Annotated in this window: 14 protein-coding genes; 8 read left to right on the forward strand and 6 right to left on the reverse strand. The window is 72.1% G+C overall.

The window, feature by feature from the left end; genetic code table 11:
- Positions 1–76: 76 nt before the first annotated feature.
- Entirely contained in the window at positions 77–1,117 is a 1,041-nt protein-coding gene (locus ACIQMJ_RS30540; RefSeq protein ID WP_499764456.1) for a LacI family DNA-binding transcriptional regulator, read from the reverse strand.
- Positions 1,118–1,235: 118 nt separating this feature from the next.
- Here ACIQMJ_RS30540 and ACIQMJ_RS30545 point away from each other — a divergent pair, with 118 nt between their 5' ends.
- From ACIQMJ_RS30545 to ACIQMJ_RS30555, 3 genes are read left to right on the forward strand one after another with little or no spacing between them, the layout of a single operon-like run.
- Entirely contained in the window at positions 1,236–2,375 is a 1,140-nt protein-coding gene (locus tag ACIQMJ_RS30545) for a Gfo/Idh/MocA family protein (RefSeq protein WP_499764457.1), read from the forward strand.
- Positions 2,372–3,490, forward strand: a complete 1,119-nt coding sequence (locus tag ACIQMJ_RS30550; protein ID WP_499764458.1) for a dihydrodipicolinate synthase family protein — start codon at positions 2,372–2,374, stop codon at positions 3,488–3,490. The genes ACIQMJ_RS30545 and ACIQMJ_RS30550 overlap by 4 nt, the downstream gene beginning before the upstream one ends.
- On the forward strand, positions 3,487–4,320 hold the full coding sequence (locus ACIQMJ_RS30555) for a sugar phosphate isomerase/epimerase family protein (protein WP_499764459.1): 834 nt from the start codon (positions 3,487–3,489) through the stop codon (positions 4,318–4,320). The genes ACIQMJ_RS30550 and ACIQMJ_RS30555 overlap by 4 nt, the downstream gene beginning before the upstream one ends.
- 36 nt (positions 4,321–4,356) lie before the next feature.
- On the opposite strand, the gene gntA is transcribed toward ACIQMJ_RS30555, so the two are convergent.
- Positions 4,357–5,007 (reverse strand): guanitoxin biosynthesis heme-dependent pre-guanitoxin N-hydroxylase GntA, encoded by a 651-nt coding sequence (gene gntA, locus ACIQMJ_RS30560; RefSeq protein ID WP_499764460.1) that lies wholly within the window; start codon positions 5,005–5,007, stop codon positions 4,357–4,359.
- A gap of 474 nt (positions 5,008–5,481) precedes the next feature.
- Positions 5,482–6,789, reverse strand: coding sequence for a Dyp-type peroxidase (locus ACIQMJ_RS30565; RefSeq protein WP_499764461.1), 1,308 nt, complete (start codon positions 6,787–6,789; stop codon positions 5,482–5,484).
- A 187-nt stretch (positions 6,790–6,976) separates the two neighbouring features.
- Between ACIQMJ_RS30565 and ACIQMJ_RS30570 the strand changes: the two genes are divergently transcribed.
- Complete coding sequence (locus ACIQMJ_RS30570; RefSeq protein ID WP_499764462.1) at positions 6,977–7,801, forward strand: PP2C family protein-serine/threonine phosphatase; 825 nt, start codon at positions 6,977–6,979, stop codon at positions 7,799–7,801.
- Positions 7,802–7,835: 34 nt separating this feature from the next.
- On the opposite strand, the gene ACIQMJ_RS30575 is transcribed toward ACIQMJ_RS30570, so the two are convergent.
- A complete protein-coding gene (locus tag ACIQMJ_RS30575) occupies positions 7,836–8,102 on the reverse strand; it encodes a hypothetical protein (protein ID WP_499764463.1) in 267 nt (88 codons plus the stop codon).
- Between the two features lie 200 nt (positions 8,103–8,302).
- On the opposite strand from ACIQMJ_RS30575, the gene ACIQMJ_RS30580 reads away from it, so the two are divergent.
- Together ACIQMJ_RS30580 and ACIQMJ_RS30585 are read left to right on the forward strand one after the other, a co-directional pair.
- Complete coding sequence (locus ACIQMJ_RS30580) at positions 8,303–9,115, forward strand: helix-turn-helix domain-containing protein (protein ID WP_499764464.1); 813 nt, start codon at positions 8,303–8,305, stop codon at positions 9,113–9,115.
- A gap of 23 nt (positions 9,116–9,138) precedes the next feature.
- A complete protein-coding gene (locus ACIQMJ_RS30585) occupies positions 9,139–9,324 on the forward strand; it encodes a DUF397 domain-containing protein (RefSeq protein WP_499764465.1) in 186 nt (61 codons plus the stop codon).
- Positions 9,325–9,377: 53 nt separating this feature from the next.
- On the opposite strand, the gene ACIQMJ_RS30590 is transcribed toward ACIQMJ_RS30585, so the two are convergent.
- A complete protein-coding gene (locus ACIQMJ_RS30590) occupies positions 9,378–10,418 on the reverse strand; it encodes a serine hydrolase (RefSeq protein ID WP_499764466.1) in 1,041 nt (346 codons plus the stop codon).
- A 98-nt stretch (positions 10,419–10,516) separates the two neighbouring features.
- Between ACIQMJ_RS30590 and ACIQMJ_RS30595 the strand changes: the two genes are divergently transcribed.
- On the forward strand, positions 10,517–11,224 hold the full coding sequence (locus tag ACIQMJ_RS30595; RefSeq protein ID WP_499764467.1) for an SDR family oxidoreductase: 708 nt from the start codon (positions 10,517–10,519) through the stop codon (positions 11,222–11,224).
- Here the strand turns inward: ACIQMJ_RS30595 and ACIQMJ_RS30600 are convergent.
- On the reverse strand, positions 11,178–12,134 hold the full coding sequence (locus tag ACIQMJ_RS30600) for a helix-turn-helix transcriptional regulator (protein WP_499764468.1): 957 nt from the start codon (positions 12,132–12,134) through the stop codon (positions 11,178–11,180). The genes ACIQMJ_RS30595 and ACIQMJ_RS30600 overlap by 47 nt on opposite strands.
- Positions 12,135–12,176: 42 nt before the next feature.
- Here ACIQMJ_RS30600 and ACIQMJ_RS30605 point away from each other — a divergent pair, with 42 nt between their 5' ends.
- On the forward strand, positions 12,177–12,848 hold the full coding sequence (locus ACIQMJ_RS30605) for an alpha/beta fold hydrolase (protein ID WP_499764469.1): 672 nt from the start codon (positions 12,177–12,179) through the stop codon (positions 12,846–12,848).
- Positions 12,849–13,247 lie beyond the last annotated feature (399 nt).

The raw sequence follows: 13,247 nt of genomic DNA on the forward strand, positions 1-13,247 counted from the left end.
TGCGCGTCGCGCACGGAAGGGATCACTCCTCGTGAGGGGTGGTCGAACGGTGTCCAGAGTAGAGCGTAACCGCCGGTCAGCGCAGTCCGATACCGCTGGGCGGTGACGTGGACGCGCGCAGCACGACCTCACCGGCCACCCGGACCGTGCGCGGCGCGGCGACCACGTCGTCCAGCACCAGCCGGGCCGCCCGCTCGCCCATCTCCTCCAGCGGCAGCCGGACCGTGCTCAGCGCCGGGACCAGGTCGCGCAGGGTGGGGATGTCGTCGAACCCGGCCACCGAGACGTCCTCCGGCACCCGCAGCCCGTGCTCGCGCAGGCCCGCCATCGCGCCCATCGCCATCACGTCGTTCACGGCGAACACGCAGGTGGCGCCGGTGCGGGCGGCGATCAGGTCGGCCACCGCGGCGTGCCCGCCGTCGCGGGTGAAGCCGCTGGTGATGACGTTGGCGTCGGGCAGGTCGAGCCCTTCGTCGGCCAGGCCCGCCTTGAACCCGGCCAGCCGGTCGCGCGCCACCAGCAGGTCCGGCGGGCCCGCCAGCACGGCGAACCGGCGGTGGCCGAGCGCGGCGAGCCGGCGGGCCAGCGCGCGGGCGCCGGACCGGTTCGCGGGCACCACGGTGTCGGTGCCGAGCTTGGCCTGGGAGACGCACGCCACCCGGCCGCCCTGCGCGGTGAACGCGGTGATCTCCTCGGCCAGCTGCCGGGACGCGGACCGGTCGGTCGTGCGGCTGCCCGCGACGACCAGGGCGCGGGCGCGGTGCGCGCGCAGCGTGTTGACCAGCTCCACCTCGCGGCGCGGGTCGCGGCCGGTGGTGCCGAGCACCACGACCAGGCCGGCGTCCTCGGCGACCCTCGTCACACCGGCGGCGATGCTGGAGAAGTAGGGGTCGGCGATGTCGTGCACCACGAGACCGACCAGCACGCTGGAGTTGCGCGCGAGCGCCTGCGCCGAGGCGTTGGGCAGGTAGCCGAGCCCGCGCGCGGTGCCGAGCACCCGTTCCCGCAGCTCCTCGCTGACCTGCCGGGTGCTGCCGTTGAGCACGCGTGACGCGGTCGCGAGCGAGACGCCCGCCTCCTTCGCCACTTCCGCCAGCGTGACCTGCCGCGACGTCAACGCCGCCTCCTTCGCGTCCTGGACGGCCGAGACTAGCCGTCCGGGAGGTTGACGTCCGAGAGGAGCCGACCGTAGCGTGTTGGAAAGCGCTTTCCACGGACTTGAGCGGGGTGTACGCATGGCGGTGCGCACGATCGGCGTCGCGTTGAACGGGGTCACGGGGCGGATGGGGTACCGGCAGCACCTCGTCCGGTCGATCCTGGCCCTCCGCGAACGCGGCGGTGTCCGGATCGGTGACGACGTGCTGGTCCCCGAACCGCTGCTGGTCGGCCGCAACGCCGCGAAGCTCAAGGAGATCGCCGAGCGGCACGACCTCCCGCGCTGGACGACCGACCTCGACGCGGCCCTGGGCGACCCGGACGTCTCGGTCTACTTCGAGGGCCAGGTCACCTCGGCGCACGCCGCCTCGCTGACCGCCGCGATCGACGCGGGCAAGCACGTCTACAGCGAGAAGCCGGTCGCGGCCACCCCCGAGGAGGTGCTGGCGCTGGCCCGGCACGCCGACGCGGCGGGCGTGAAGCACGGCGTGGTGGCGGACAAGCTGTACCTGCCCGGCATCCGCAAGCTCAAGCGCCTGCTGGACGGCGGGTTCTTCGGCCGGGTGCTGTCGGTGCGCGGCGAGTTCGGCTACTGGGTGTTCGAGGGCGACTGGCAGGCCGCGCAGCGGCCGTCGTGGAACTACCGCGCCGAGGACGGCGGCGGGATCGTCGTGGACATGTTCTGCCACTGGAGCTACCTGCTCGAAGGGCTGCTCGGACCGGTGGAGGCGGTGACCGCGCGGGCCGTCACGCACATCCCGACCCGCTGGGACGAGAACGGCGCGCCGTACGCCGCGACGGCCGACGACGCCGCGTACGCGATCTTCGAGATGGCGGGCGGCGTGGTGGCGCAGGTGAACTCGTCCTGGGCGACCCGGGTCAACCGCGACGAGCTGGTGGAGTTCCACGTGGACGGCACGCACGGCAGCGCGGTGGCCGGGCTGCGCAACTGCAAGGTGCAGTCGCGGGCGATCACGCCGAAGCCGGTGTGGGACCCGGACGTGCCGCAGTCCATCGACTTCCGCTCGCTGTGGCAGGACGTGCCGGACAACGAGGTGTTCGACAACGGGTTCATGGTGCAGTGGGAGGAGTTCCTCAGGCACGTCGCGGTCGACGCGCCCTTCGCGCACGACTTCCACTCCGGGGTGCGCACGGTGCGGCTGGCCGCGCTGGGCCTGGAGTCCTCCGCCACCGGCCGCCGGATCGAGGTGCCGGCGTGACGACGGTGGTGCTGCCCGGCCGGGACGGGTCGCTGCGCGAGCACCGGCTGTCCCCGCCGCGGGCCTGGGAGACCGGGCCGTTCGGGTCGCGGGTCGCGTTCGCGGCGGCGCACGTGGTGGCGGACCCGTTCGGCGGCAACGTCCCCGGCGCGCCCGCCGCGCTCGACTGGGACGCCACGCTGGCGTACCGGGTCCGGTTGTGGGAGCACGGTTTCGGCGTCGCCGAGGCGATGGACACCGCGCAGCGCGGCATGGGCCTGGACTGGGACACGGCGCTGGAGCTGATCCGGCGCAGCGCGTCGATCGCGACCGGCCGGCTGGCGGCGGGCGTGGGCACCGACCACGACACCGCCGACCCGTTGACGGCCTACCGCGAGCAGTTGGCCGCCGTGGTGGAGGCGGGCGCGCAGCCGATCCTGATGTGCAGCCGGAAGCTGGCCGCGCAGGCGCGCGGGCCCGAGGACTACCAGAAGGTGTACGGGGCGCTGCTGGAGGAGGTCGACCAGCCGGTGGTGCTGCACTGGCTGGGCACGGCGTTCGACCCGGCGCTGGAGGGCTACTGGGGCTCGTCGGACGTCCCCACCGCCACCGGGCACTTCCTCGACCTGATCAACGCCTACCCGGACAAGGTCGACGGGGTGAAGGTGTCGCTGCTGGACGCCTCGCACGAGGTGGGGTTGCGGCGGGCGCTGCCGGAGGGCGTCCGGTGCTACACCGGCGACGACTTCCACTACCCGGAGCTGATCGCGGGCGACTCGGAGGGGCACAGCGACGCGCTGCTGGGCATCTTCGACGCCATCGCGCCGGCCGCGTCGACCGCGTTGCGGGCGTTGGACGCGGGCGACCGGGCCCGGTACGACGAGGTGCTGGAGCCGACGGTCGCGTTGTCGCGGCACATCTTCGGCGCGCCGACGTACCACTACAAGACCGGTGTGGTGTTCCTGGCGTGGCTGGGCGGTTTCCAGGACGCGTTCGGCATGGTCGGCGGCTTGCAGTCGGCCCGGGACGTGGTGCACCTCGGCGAGGCGCTGAGGTTGGCGGACCTGGCCGGGCTGCTGCCCGACCCGGACCTCGCCGCGCGGCGGTGGGGACGACTGATGGACGTGCTGACGTGAAGCTGTCGCTGAACCAGGCCACAGTGAAGCGGGCGTCCGTGCCCGAGGTGGTCGACGTGTGCGTGCGCCACGGGATCGACGGGGTCGGGCTGTGGCGCGACCCGGTGGCCGAGTACGGGCTGGAGCGGACCGCGGCGCTGGTGGCCTCGGCCGGGCTGGAGGTGTCGTCGCTGTGCCGCGGCGGTTTCTTCACCGGCCCGGACCAGCGGCTGGACGACAACCGCCGGGCCATCGACGAGACCGCCGCGCTGGGCGCGCAGTGCCTGGTGCTGGTGCCCGGCGGCGTGCCGGACCGCGACCTGGTGAAGGCCCGGTGGCGGGTCGCGTCGGCGCTGGAGGTGCTGGCCCCCTACGCGGCCTCGGCCGGGGTGCGGCTGGCGCTGGAACCGATGCACCCGGTGTTCTGCGCCGATCGGGGCGTGGTGTCGACGTTGGCGCAGGCGCTGGAGCTGGCCGCGCCGTACCCGGCGGACGTGGTCGGGGTCGTGGTGGACGCCCTGCACGTGTGGTGGGACCCGGCGCTGGCGGTCGACGTGCGGCGGGCCGGTCCGCGCATCCACTCCTACCAGGTGTGCGACTGGATCACGCCGCTGCCCGCGGACGTGCTGCTCGGGCGCGGGCTGCCCGGTGACGGGCACATCGACCTGGTCGGGCTGACGGCGCTGGTCGCCGGCACCGGGTACGCCGGGTACGTGGAGGTCGAGGTGTTCAACGAGGAGGTGTGGGCGCGGCCGTTCGACGCGGTCGCGGCGGAACTGGTGCGGCGGCACGCGACCGGGTGGGAGCCGGTCGTCGACGGCGGGAACGACCGGCTCCCGGTCACGCCCTAGCGCCGTGGCCGGCGGCGGGGGTCGCCGGTCGCGGCACTAGGTGCGCGGGGTGAACGGGCACTCCCAGTCGGGCTCGGTGAACCTGCCCGCGTAGTGCCGCGCCTCGTCGCGGTACTTCACGAAGCTCGGGTTCACCGCGCCGTGGAACTCGCGCTCGCGCTTGCGGATCTTGCTCTTCAGCTTGAGGAACTTCATGCCCAGCGCGTTGAACTGGATGTGCGAGTTGAACACCAGCGCGGGCTTGGCGAAGCGGCGGCTGGGGCGCGAGGCGCCGGGGTGGAGCCCGACGATGAAGAAGGGGTGCGACCCGACCGAGTAGGCGAAGTTCGACGACCCCGGGTCGGAGTCGTAGATGTCGCTCCACGGGTGCTGCTTGCCGTCCTCCTCGTGCATGTCCTGGAGGTACTCCCAGACCAGTGCCTCGAACTCGTGCTCGGTGGTGCGGGCGGGCTCGTCGAACGTGGCGACGAACGAGGTGAAGCTGCGGTCGGTCGGCTCGAAGCCCTTGAGGAACGTCAGCAGGTCCTGGTGGTGGTCGAGCACGGAGGCGGGACCGAGCGCCCGGTAGTGGTGGTGGACGATCGTGTTCCGGCGCAGGGCGGCCCGCGCGCCGAGGCACACGAAGTCCTCCTCCGAGATGAAATCGGTGAGCGCGTCGCGCACTTCTTTCTCAACGGTCTCGAACATGCGGGTTACCCTCTGGGTCATCAGGGCAGGACCTGTCGTCGGCGACGCTACACCGGCGGGTCCACCCCGGTGCCGACTCGATGGGCGCTCACTTCGGAATCGCCAACCCGTGCCGGATCGCGGAGAAGCGCTCCGCCTTTCCCCTGGTGCGAAGGGTCTCCGCTCGTCACGCCGATACGCGTGACATCGCGCCCGGGCGGACATTGTCCCAGTTCAGGGGCTTGTGTCGGAGGGGCGGGAACGTCCGGTGAGGGTGGCCAGCCTGGCCGCGACGAAAGTGCGGGCCGGGTCGGCGAGCCGTTCACAGGAATCGCCACGCGTCAACTTCCGCGGCCCACAGCCTGTTGATACGCCGCAATATATGCGCGGTATAAGAGAAATATAGGAGGTTTGGGGAACCGGCGCCGGCGTCGAATTCGCGGCCGGGTGGGAGCCGGTCGTGGACGGCGGCCACGACCGGCTACCCGTCACCCCTCAGCGGGGCAGTTCCCGGCCCGCGGCGAGCAGGCGCAGCGTGCTCACCGACGGCACCAGCGCGTACAGCGCGCCGGTCGTCCGCACGAACCCGCCGCCGAGGACGGGGTCCACACCGGTGGGCGCGCCGCGCTCGCCCGGCGTGAAGTCCGGGTTGCGGGCCCGGGTCTGCTGGATGAACTCGAACTGCTCGGCCAACGACGTGCAGTGGGCGACGAAGACCAGACCGCGCTCGTCGTCGGCGCCGTCCCGCGCCGGGCCGAACGGGATGCCCCGGCGCAGGATGCGGTGCTGCCGGGGCGTCCGGTGCGCGAAGGCGCGCGGGTTGGTCTTGCGGATGTGCGCCGGGCACGGCGTGACCGCGCCGGTGGGGTCGTCGGAGTAGTCGAAGTCGTTGGTGCGCACCCCGCCCAGCGGGCGGCCGTCGGGGTGCCTGCCGATCAGCTCCGGCCCGCGGCCGTGGCGTTCCACGGCGTCGTGCCACCCCTCGACGTCCTGCGTGAGGCGGCGGATCACCTGGATCGAGCCGTCGGCGAGCCACGCGGCGACGGGCGGTCGCGGCGACTCGGTCGGGTGGCCGAACACGAACTCGCCCGCGTTCACCAGCAGTTCCCCGGGCCGTGCCGCGCGGTGCCCGGGCCGGTCGCGGTCCTCGTGGTGGAAGCCGCGCACGGCCGGCTGGGAGACGCCGTCCTTGTAGCCGAAGTGCTCGCGCCCGCGCCGTTCGCCGGGGAGCGTGGCGGCCCGCTGCTCGTGGACCACCGTGACGCCCAGGAGGGTGTCGAGGACGTCCAGGTTGCGCGTGGTGACCTCCAGGCGGCCCTCGTCGTCCGAGGCGACCGTGACCACGGCGTGCACGTGCTGGTCCGCCCGGCCGAACCGCCAGTGGACGGGTGCCGAGTCGCCGGTGTCGCCGTTGGCCGGCGCGGCCTGCTCGGCGGTGTGCGGGAAGTGCTCGCGGAGGTCTTCCCGGGTCGCGTCGGGGTTGATGCTCAGCTCGACCAGGCCGTCGGGCGTGAGCGACACGTTCGCCCAGGTGGCCTTCAACCCGGCGGGGTCGCCGCCGAACATCGTGCGGCCGAGGGAGAACACCTCGTTGAAGTCCTCGACGTCGGCGGTGGTGGCGACGTGCCCGAGCATGGCGGCCAGCCACGTGCGGCCCAGCTTCTCGTCGGTGAAGCGGACGAACCGGAACACCTGGTGGTCCTTGTTGAACGCGGCCAGCACGTTGCCCTGGACCTCCTGGGACTCGCGCAGCGCCGGGCGCACCTCCGGCCCCTCCGCGCGCAGGTGCAGCAGGTCGGTCATCGTTCACCTCCTCACTGACAGGAGCGTCACGGAGGGCGCTGGATACGTCGCTCTGCGTTCAATGCGACGTGGAATCACACCCCCCGCCGGTCAAGCCGCGCGCCCACTTCGCCCGGCCGTGTGGTGGGCATGACCCGAAGGGTGGTTCCGGCGGCTTCGGGCGTGCGGCGGCCCTACGGTCCCGACCATGACCACGCCAGTCCAGGTGGGAGTGGCGACCTCCCGAGGCCCGAACCGCCCGCTCAACGCCGACGCGCACGCCCAGCACTCCTACCGCGGCACGTTCGCCGCGGCCGTGGTGGACGGGACCGGCTCGACGCCGGAGGTCGCCGACTTCGCCCACGTCGCCGCGTCCGTCGCCGCGCGGGTGGCGGCCCGGGGGACACCTGTTCTCGGTGTCGTCGCGGCGGCGGCCCCCTACGCGGAGGACGAGGAGGAGGACGGTCCCAGCGGAGCGATCGTCGTGGCCTCGGTGCGCCGCAACGGCTACTGGCGGATCGCCCACGCCGGGGACAGCACCGCCTACGGCCTCAAGGGCGACGGCACGTTGCGCCGCTTCACCACCCCGCACACCCTCGGCGAGGAGATGCGGCACCAAGGCGTGCCCGACGCCGAAGCCGCCGCCCACGACCACAAGCTGCGGCACGACCTGGGCCGCGTCCCGCTCTACGGCGTCGAGGGCTTCGAGGCGATAGCCGACCTGCTCGTCCTCGCGTCCGACGGCCTCAAGGTGCCCCACGAGGAGCTCGAACGCCTGCTCGCCACCCACGGCCACCACCCGCAGCGCTGCGCGGAGGAGCTGGTCGCCGCGGCCCGCGCGCACGGCAGCCGTGACGACGTCACGGTCCTGGTCATCCCCCACCCCGACCGCCCTGCGATCACCCATGTCACGACTGAGAGGAACGACCATGGCGAACGCCGACCAGAAGAACCCGCCCGACCCGCAGAACCCGCCGGCGGACGAGAGCCCGACCCAGAAACTGCCCAAGGTCCCGTCGGAGTAGTCGACTGAGTCGGCCGGGTGGCGCGACCCCGCCACCCGGCCCCTACCGGAGCCACACCAGGTGGGCCCGACGCGTGCCCGCCGAGCGCGAGCTGATCTCGAACAGGGCACGGGCGTTCTCCGGGCTCTGGGAGCTGAGGCGGAACCCGCCTTCCACCGCGCTGACCTCGGCCCGGTCCTCGAACGCGACGCCGTAACCGGCCACGCGCACGCTTTCCCGTTCGCCGTACTCCTCCACGATGGCGAACATCCGCGGCGCTTCCTCCTGCGCCACTTCGCGCACCAATTCGGTGAACTCCTGCTCGGTCATGCCGGTTCCCCTTTCGCCCCACTGGCCCAGCCGGTGGTGATTACGGTCCGTCGCAGATATCGTGACTGCCCGCAAGGTTGCCGATATCCGGGTTGGATCGCAAAAAACGCAATGAGGTGCCTTGCATTCGCCGTGCAGGATTGAGGAGGACCGACACCTTGGCCGGGAAGAAGAGCACGCCCACCATCCGGTTGCGCAGGTTGGCCGGGCAGCTCAGAAGGCTCCGCGACGGCACCGGCCTGCGGCGGGAGGACGTGGAGGAGCGGACCGGCCTGCACGCCACCACCCTCTACCGGATCGAGACGGCCCGGTCCCGTCCCCAGTACCGCACCCTCGACATGCTGCTGAAGTTCTACGGCGTCCCGACGGACGAGCAGCTCCGGCTGAAGACCCTCCACAAGCAGTCGGCGGGAGAAGGCTGGATCCAGCCCTGGCACGAAAGCCTGCGCGAGGAGTACACGACCTACATCAGCTTCGAACGCGAGGCGCACGGCATCCGCAATTACGCCGGGATGTTCGTTCCCGGGCTGCTCCAGACCGAGGACTACGCCCGAGCGGTGGTCCGGGGGATTTCGTATGCAGCATCCCCTGAGCAAGTCGAAGATCGGGTGCGCACCAGAATGGAGCGACAGGCCGTGCTGCGGGAAGAACGGCCGATCAAGCTCTGGGCGATCATCGACGAAGCCGCGCTGCGCCACGAAGTCGGTGGTTGGGAGGTCATGCGGGCGCAGCTGAACCGGTTGGGGGAAGCGGCAGCGGCACCGAACACGACGATCCAAGTCGTCCCGTTCAGCGCGGGCGCTCACCCCGGCATGCCGGGCGAGTTCGTCGTCATGGACTTCGAGGACCCCCTCGACACCGATCTGATCTACGTCGACAGCCAGGCCGGCGAGATCTTCCTGGAGGCGGAGGCCGACATCGAGCGGTTCCGGGCCGACTTCGACCGGCTCGTGGCGGTGGCCAAGAGCCCCGACGACTCGGTAAAGATGATCGCCGAGATCGCCAACCGCTAAGGACGAAGGGAGTCGGGGCAGCTATGGGTGGTTCGTCGAGCGCGGCCTGGCGCAAGAGCAGCTTCAGCGGAGAGGGCCAGTCCTGCGTCGAGGTGATGCCGGTGGACGAGGGTGTGGCCACGCGGGACTCGAAGAACCCGACGGGGCCGACGCTGTCCTTCCCGGCGGGGGAGTGGCAGCAGTTCCTGGCCGGGCTCAAGGATTCCTGACCACGCCGGAGCCCGCCCCGGCCTTCGGGCCAGGGGCGGGCTCCAGCGGGCCGTCAGCCGCCGTTGCCCGGGTGGTACTGCGGGGTGCGGTAGGTGCGCGGGGTGTTCGCGGTGATGCGCAGGACCGAGTCGTACAGCGTGCGGCCGAGGGCGGCGCGGGCGCGCAGGGCCGGGTGGGTGGCCCCGTAGTTGTCCGCGTTCACCGCCTGGTCGCCGCTGTACTGGCCGGACGCGAACAGCGCGTAGGTGATGATCGGCTTGCCGTTCACGTCGAAGACGATGCCCGCCTCGTTGCGGCCGTCGGCCTCCCAGCCGGCCTTCGTCGCCACGTTCAGGCGCTCCGCCGAGGTCAGGTTGAGCCTGATCCCGTCGGTGAACGACGTCAGCGACCGCAGCACCGTGAACAGGTGCTGCGTCGAGGCCGCCGACAGCAGCTCACCCGCCGCCAGCTTGCGCAGCATCGTGAACGTCTCGCGGGCCGTGGTGGTGCCGAGGTAGAACCGGTTCGGGTTGGCCACCGGCACGACCTGCGTGTGCACGAATCCCTTGTTGCGCAGGATCTCGTTCAGCTCCAGCGCGGGCACGACCAGGCCGCACAGGCGCACGGCGGTGTTGTCCGACACCGTGAGCAGGTTCGCCAGGGCGTGGCCCACGGTCACCGAGCTCGGGTAGCCGCCGTCGAGGTGGAAGATGCCGTCGGTGTCCCGGATGACGATGTCCGAGGTGACCTCGACGCGCTGGTCCAGCCGGATCAGCCCGCGGTCGACCTTGTCCAGCACGGCGAGCGCGACGGCGATCTTGTTCACGCTGTAAGCCTCGACCACGCGGTCCGCCTCGGCTTCGACGGCGGGCTTCACGGTGCCGTCCGGGTCGGCCACGCCGATGTAGGAGGACCACGTGCCGCGCGCCCGCCCGGTCTCCCACGCGTACTTCAGCGAGATCTTGCGGCGCGCCTGCTCGGCCGTCGTCGGGATCACCGCGTCCCACTCCGCCTCGGTGGTCTGCGCCTGGGCCGTCCCGGCGGTCGACCCGAGCACGGCGCTCGCCGCCGCCACCGAGCCGAGCCCCAGCGCGAACCTGCGGTTGATGTTCATGTGCCCCCAATCAAGTGGATACCCCATAAGACGCCACGGACGGCTCAACTGTTGCTCCGATCCGGTGATTGGGATCTAACCAGCGGTAACGTGCGGGCATGGCGCATGGGGTGTTCCTGGTGACCGGGGCCAGCCGGGGTATCGGCGCGGCGACCGCGAGGCTGGCGGCGGAGGCGGGGTACCGGCTGGTCCTGACGGCGCGGGACACGACGCGGCTCGCCGAGCTCGCGGCCCGGCTCGGCGGTCCCGACCGGGTGTGGGTGGCCGCGTGCGACGTCCGGGTGTACGACGAGCTCGCGGCGTTGATGGGCCGGGTCGAGGAGGAGTGGGGCAGCCTCGACGTGGTGTTCGCCAACGCGGGCGCGAGCGTGGTCACCTCGTTCACGTCGACCGGTGGTGCGCCGCCCGCCGAGTGGAGCGACATGGTGCTGACCAACGTGTGCGGGCCGGCGTTCACCGCGCGGGCGGCGATGCCCGCGTTGATGCGGCACTCCGGTCACCTCGTGCTGACCGGGTCGGCGGCGGGGCGCGGGGTGCGGCCCGGGAACCTGTACTCGGCGACGAAGTGGGCGGTGACGGGGCTGGCCCAGGCGATCCGGGCCGAGTGCGTCGGCACGGGCGTCCGCGTCACGCTCGTGCAGCCCGGCCTGACCGACACCGGCGGCATCCCGCCGTCCCGCGCGGCCGACCCGAAGCTGGAACCGGAGGACGTGGCCCGCGCCGTGCTGTACGCGGTGGGCCAGCCGCGGACGGTGGACGTCAACGAGATCCTGATCCGCCCGGTGGGTCAGGACGCCCACCGGTGAGCCCGGACCCCGCGTCCCGCAGGGCGGCCAGCACCTCCGGCGAGGCGTCGAGGGTGTAGGGAGCGCCGAGCAGCAGCAGGTCGGCGGCGACCGGCTGGATCTCGTTCGCGCCCAACCGGACCCGGCACGTCCGGTCGTCGATCGGCTCCACCCGTCCCGGCAACGCCACCACCAGGCGTGACCGGATCACGGCCGCCGGTGCGTCCACGGTCGCCGTGCAGGTGTACCGGTACGGGGCGGTGGTCAGCGAGCGGGCGACGTACGCGGCCGGGTCTTCGGGCAGGTCGCGGGGCGTGAAGCGGCGGCCGGTGGCGCGCGGGGCGTCCATCCGGTCGACCCGGAACGTCCGCCAGTCGTCCCGCGCCGGGTCGAAGGCGAGCAGGTACCAGCGCCGGTACGCGGTCACCAGGCTGCGCGGCTCCACCCGCCGCTCCCGGCCGCGGTGGGTGAACGCGACCACCTCGTGGTCCCGGCACGCCGCCGCCAGCACGCCCAACGCGGCCGGGTCGGACACCGGGCCGTCCACCGACATCACCGCGATCGCGTCCCGCACGGCCGCGATGCGGTGCCGCAGCCGTGCCGGCAGCACCTGGTCCAGCTTGGCCAACGCCCTGGTGGACGACTCCTCGATGCCGTGCACGCCCGCCGCCGTGCGCAGGCCCACGGCCACCGCCACCGCTTCGTCGTCGTCCAGCAGCAACGGCGGCAGGTCGCGGCCCGAGGCGAGCCGGTAGCCGCCCGCCGTGCCGGTGGTGCCGTCCACCGGGTAGCCCAGCTCGCGCAGCCGCTCGATGTCGCGGCGCACCGTCCGGTCCGTGACGCCGAGGCGTTCGGCCAGCTCCGGTCCCGTCCAGTCGCGTCGGCCCTGCATCAGCGACAGCAGGCGCAGCATTCTCCCCGGCATGGTCATTACGGACATGGTATGTCCTAAAGGCTTCCTACTGTGGTGGGCATGACGACTTACGTGCTCATCCCTGGTGCCTGCCACGGCGGCTGGTACTACGACCCGATCTCCGAACGGCTGCGCGCCGAGGGCCACGAGGTGCACGCGGTCACGTTGAGCACCGGGCGGGTCAACCTGGACGACCACGTGGCCGAGGTGCTGGCGGTGTTCGAGCGGCACGACCTGCGTGACGTCGTGCTCGTCGGGCACAGCTACGGCGGCATGGTGATCACGTGCGTGGCCGACCGCGCGCCGGACCGGGTCGCGACGCTGGTGTACGTGGACGCGTTCGTGCCGCGTGACGGCGAGTCGGCGTACGACATCGTGCACGGCGACTGGCGCAAGTGGTACGTCGAAGGCGCGGCGGGCGACGGGTTCTCCATGGCGCCGCTGCCGATCTTCGACGAACGGGCCACGCCGCACCCGGTGGCGACGCTGCTGCAACGGGCGTCCATCAGCGGGGCCGTGGACCGGGTGACCGATCGCCGGTACCTGTTCATGGCCGACTTCCCGGACAGCCCGCTGGCCACCACGTACGAGCGGCTGCGCGACGACCCGTCGTGGCAGGTCGAGGCGTGGGACGCCGGGCACAACGTGCTGCGTGACGCGCCGGAGCGGTTCCTGGCGGTGTTGAGGTCCGCAAGTCGGGATAAGCGTGCGGCGGTCGGCGGGGCGGCCTAGCGTGGCCGGGTGAAGGTCCACGACGTGCTCGTCCAGGAGCGGCGGCGGATGGCGGACCTCCTCGACGGGCTGGACCCCGGCCAACGGTGCACGACTACGACGTCCGCGTGCCGCTGGTCTCGTGAGTCGAACGCTCAGGACCCGAGAGTCGAACGCTCAGGACCCGAGAGTCGAACGCTCAGGACCCGAGAGTCGAACGCTCAGGACCCCTGAATTCAACGCTCAGGTCGGAGCCGGGTGACCTGAGCGTTGAACTCGGGGTACCTGAGCGTTCGACTCTCGGGCGCTGGAGGTTCGACTCTCGGGACCTGGAGGTTCGACTCTCGCGGGGAAAGAGCGGGGGCGGGCTTCGTGGGAAGCCCGCCCCCGGTTCAGGTGGGCGGTCCGTGTGGTGGACCG

Source organism: Actinosynnema sp. NPDC091369 (assembly GCF_044757065.1).
GTDB lineage: Bacteria > Actinomycetota > Actinomycetes > Mycobacteriales > Pseudonocardiaceae > Actinosynnema.

Bases quoted from the DNA above. Each gene is read 5' to 3' on its own strand.
- ACIQMJ_RS30545 (WP_499764457.1), top strand. From the start codon at position 1,236: ATGGCGGTGCGCACGATCGGCGTCGCGTTGAACGGGGTCACGGGGCGG.
- gntA (WP_499764460.1), bottom strand. From the start codon at position 5,007: ATGTTCGAGACCGTTGAGAAAGAAGTGCGCGACGCGCTCACCGATTTC.
- ACIQMJ_RS30565 (WP_499764461.1), bottom strand. From the start codon at position 6,789: ATGACCGACCTGCTGCACCTGCGCGCGGAGGGGCCGGAGGTGCGCCCG.
- ACIQMJ_RS30570 (WP_499764462.1), top strand. From the start codon at position 6,977: ATGACCACGCCAGTCCAGGTGGGAGTGGCGACCTCCCGAGGCCCGAAC.
- ACIQMJ_RS30575 (WP_499764463.1), bottom strand. From the start codon at position 8,102: ATGACCGAGCAGGAGTTCACCGAATTGGTGCGCGAAGTGGCGCAGGAG.
- ACIQMJ_RS30585 (WP_499764465.1), top strand. From the start codon at position 9,139: ATGGGTGGTTCGTCGAGCGCGGCCTGGCGCAAGAGCAGCTTCAGCGGA.
- ACIQMJ_RS30590 (WP_499764466.1), bottom strand. From the start codon at position 10,418: ATGAACATCAACCGCAGGTTCGCGCTGGGGCTCGGCTCGGTGGCGGCG.
- ACIQMJ_RS30595 (WP_499764467.1), top strand. From the start codon at position 10,517: ATGGCGCATGGGGTGTTCCTGGTGACCGGGGCCAGCCGGGGTATCGGC.
- ACIQMJ_RS30600 (WP_499764468.1), bottom strand. From the start codon at position 12,134: ATGACCATGCCGGGGAGAATGCTGCGCCTGCTGTCGCTGATGCAGGGC.
- ACIQMJ_RS30605 (WP_499764469.1), top strand. From the start codon at position 12,177: ATGACGACTTACGTGCTCATCCCTGGTGCCTGCCACGGCGGCTGGTAC.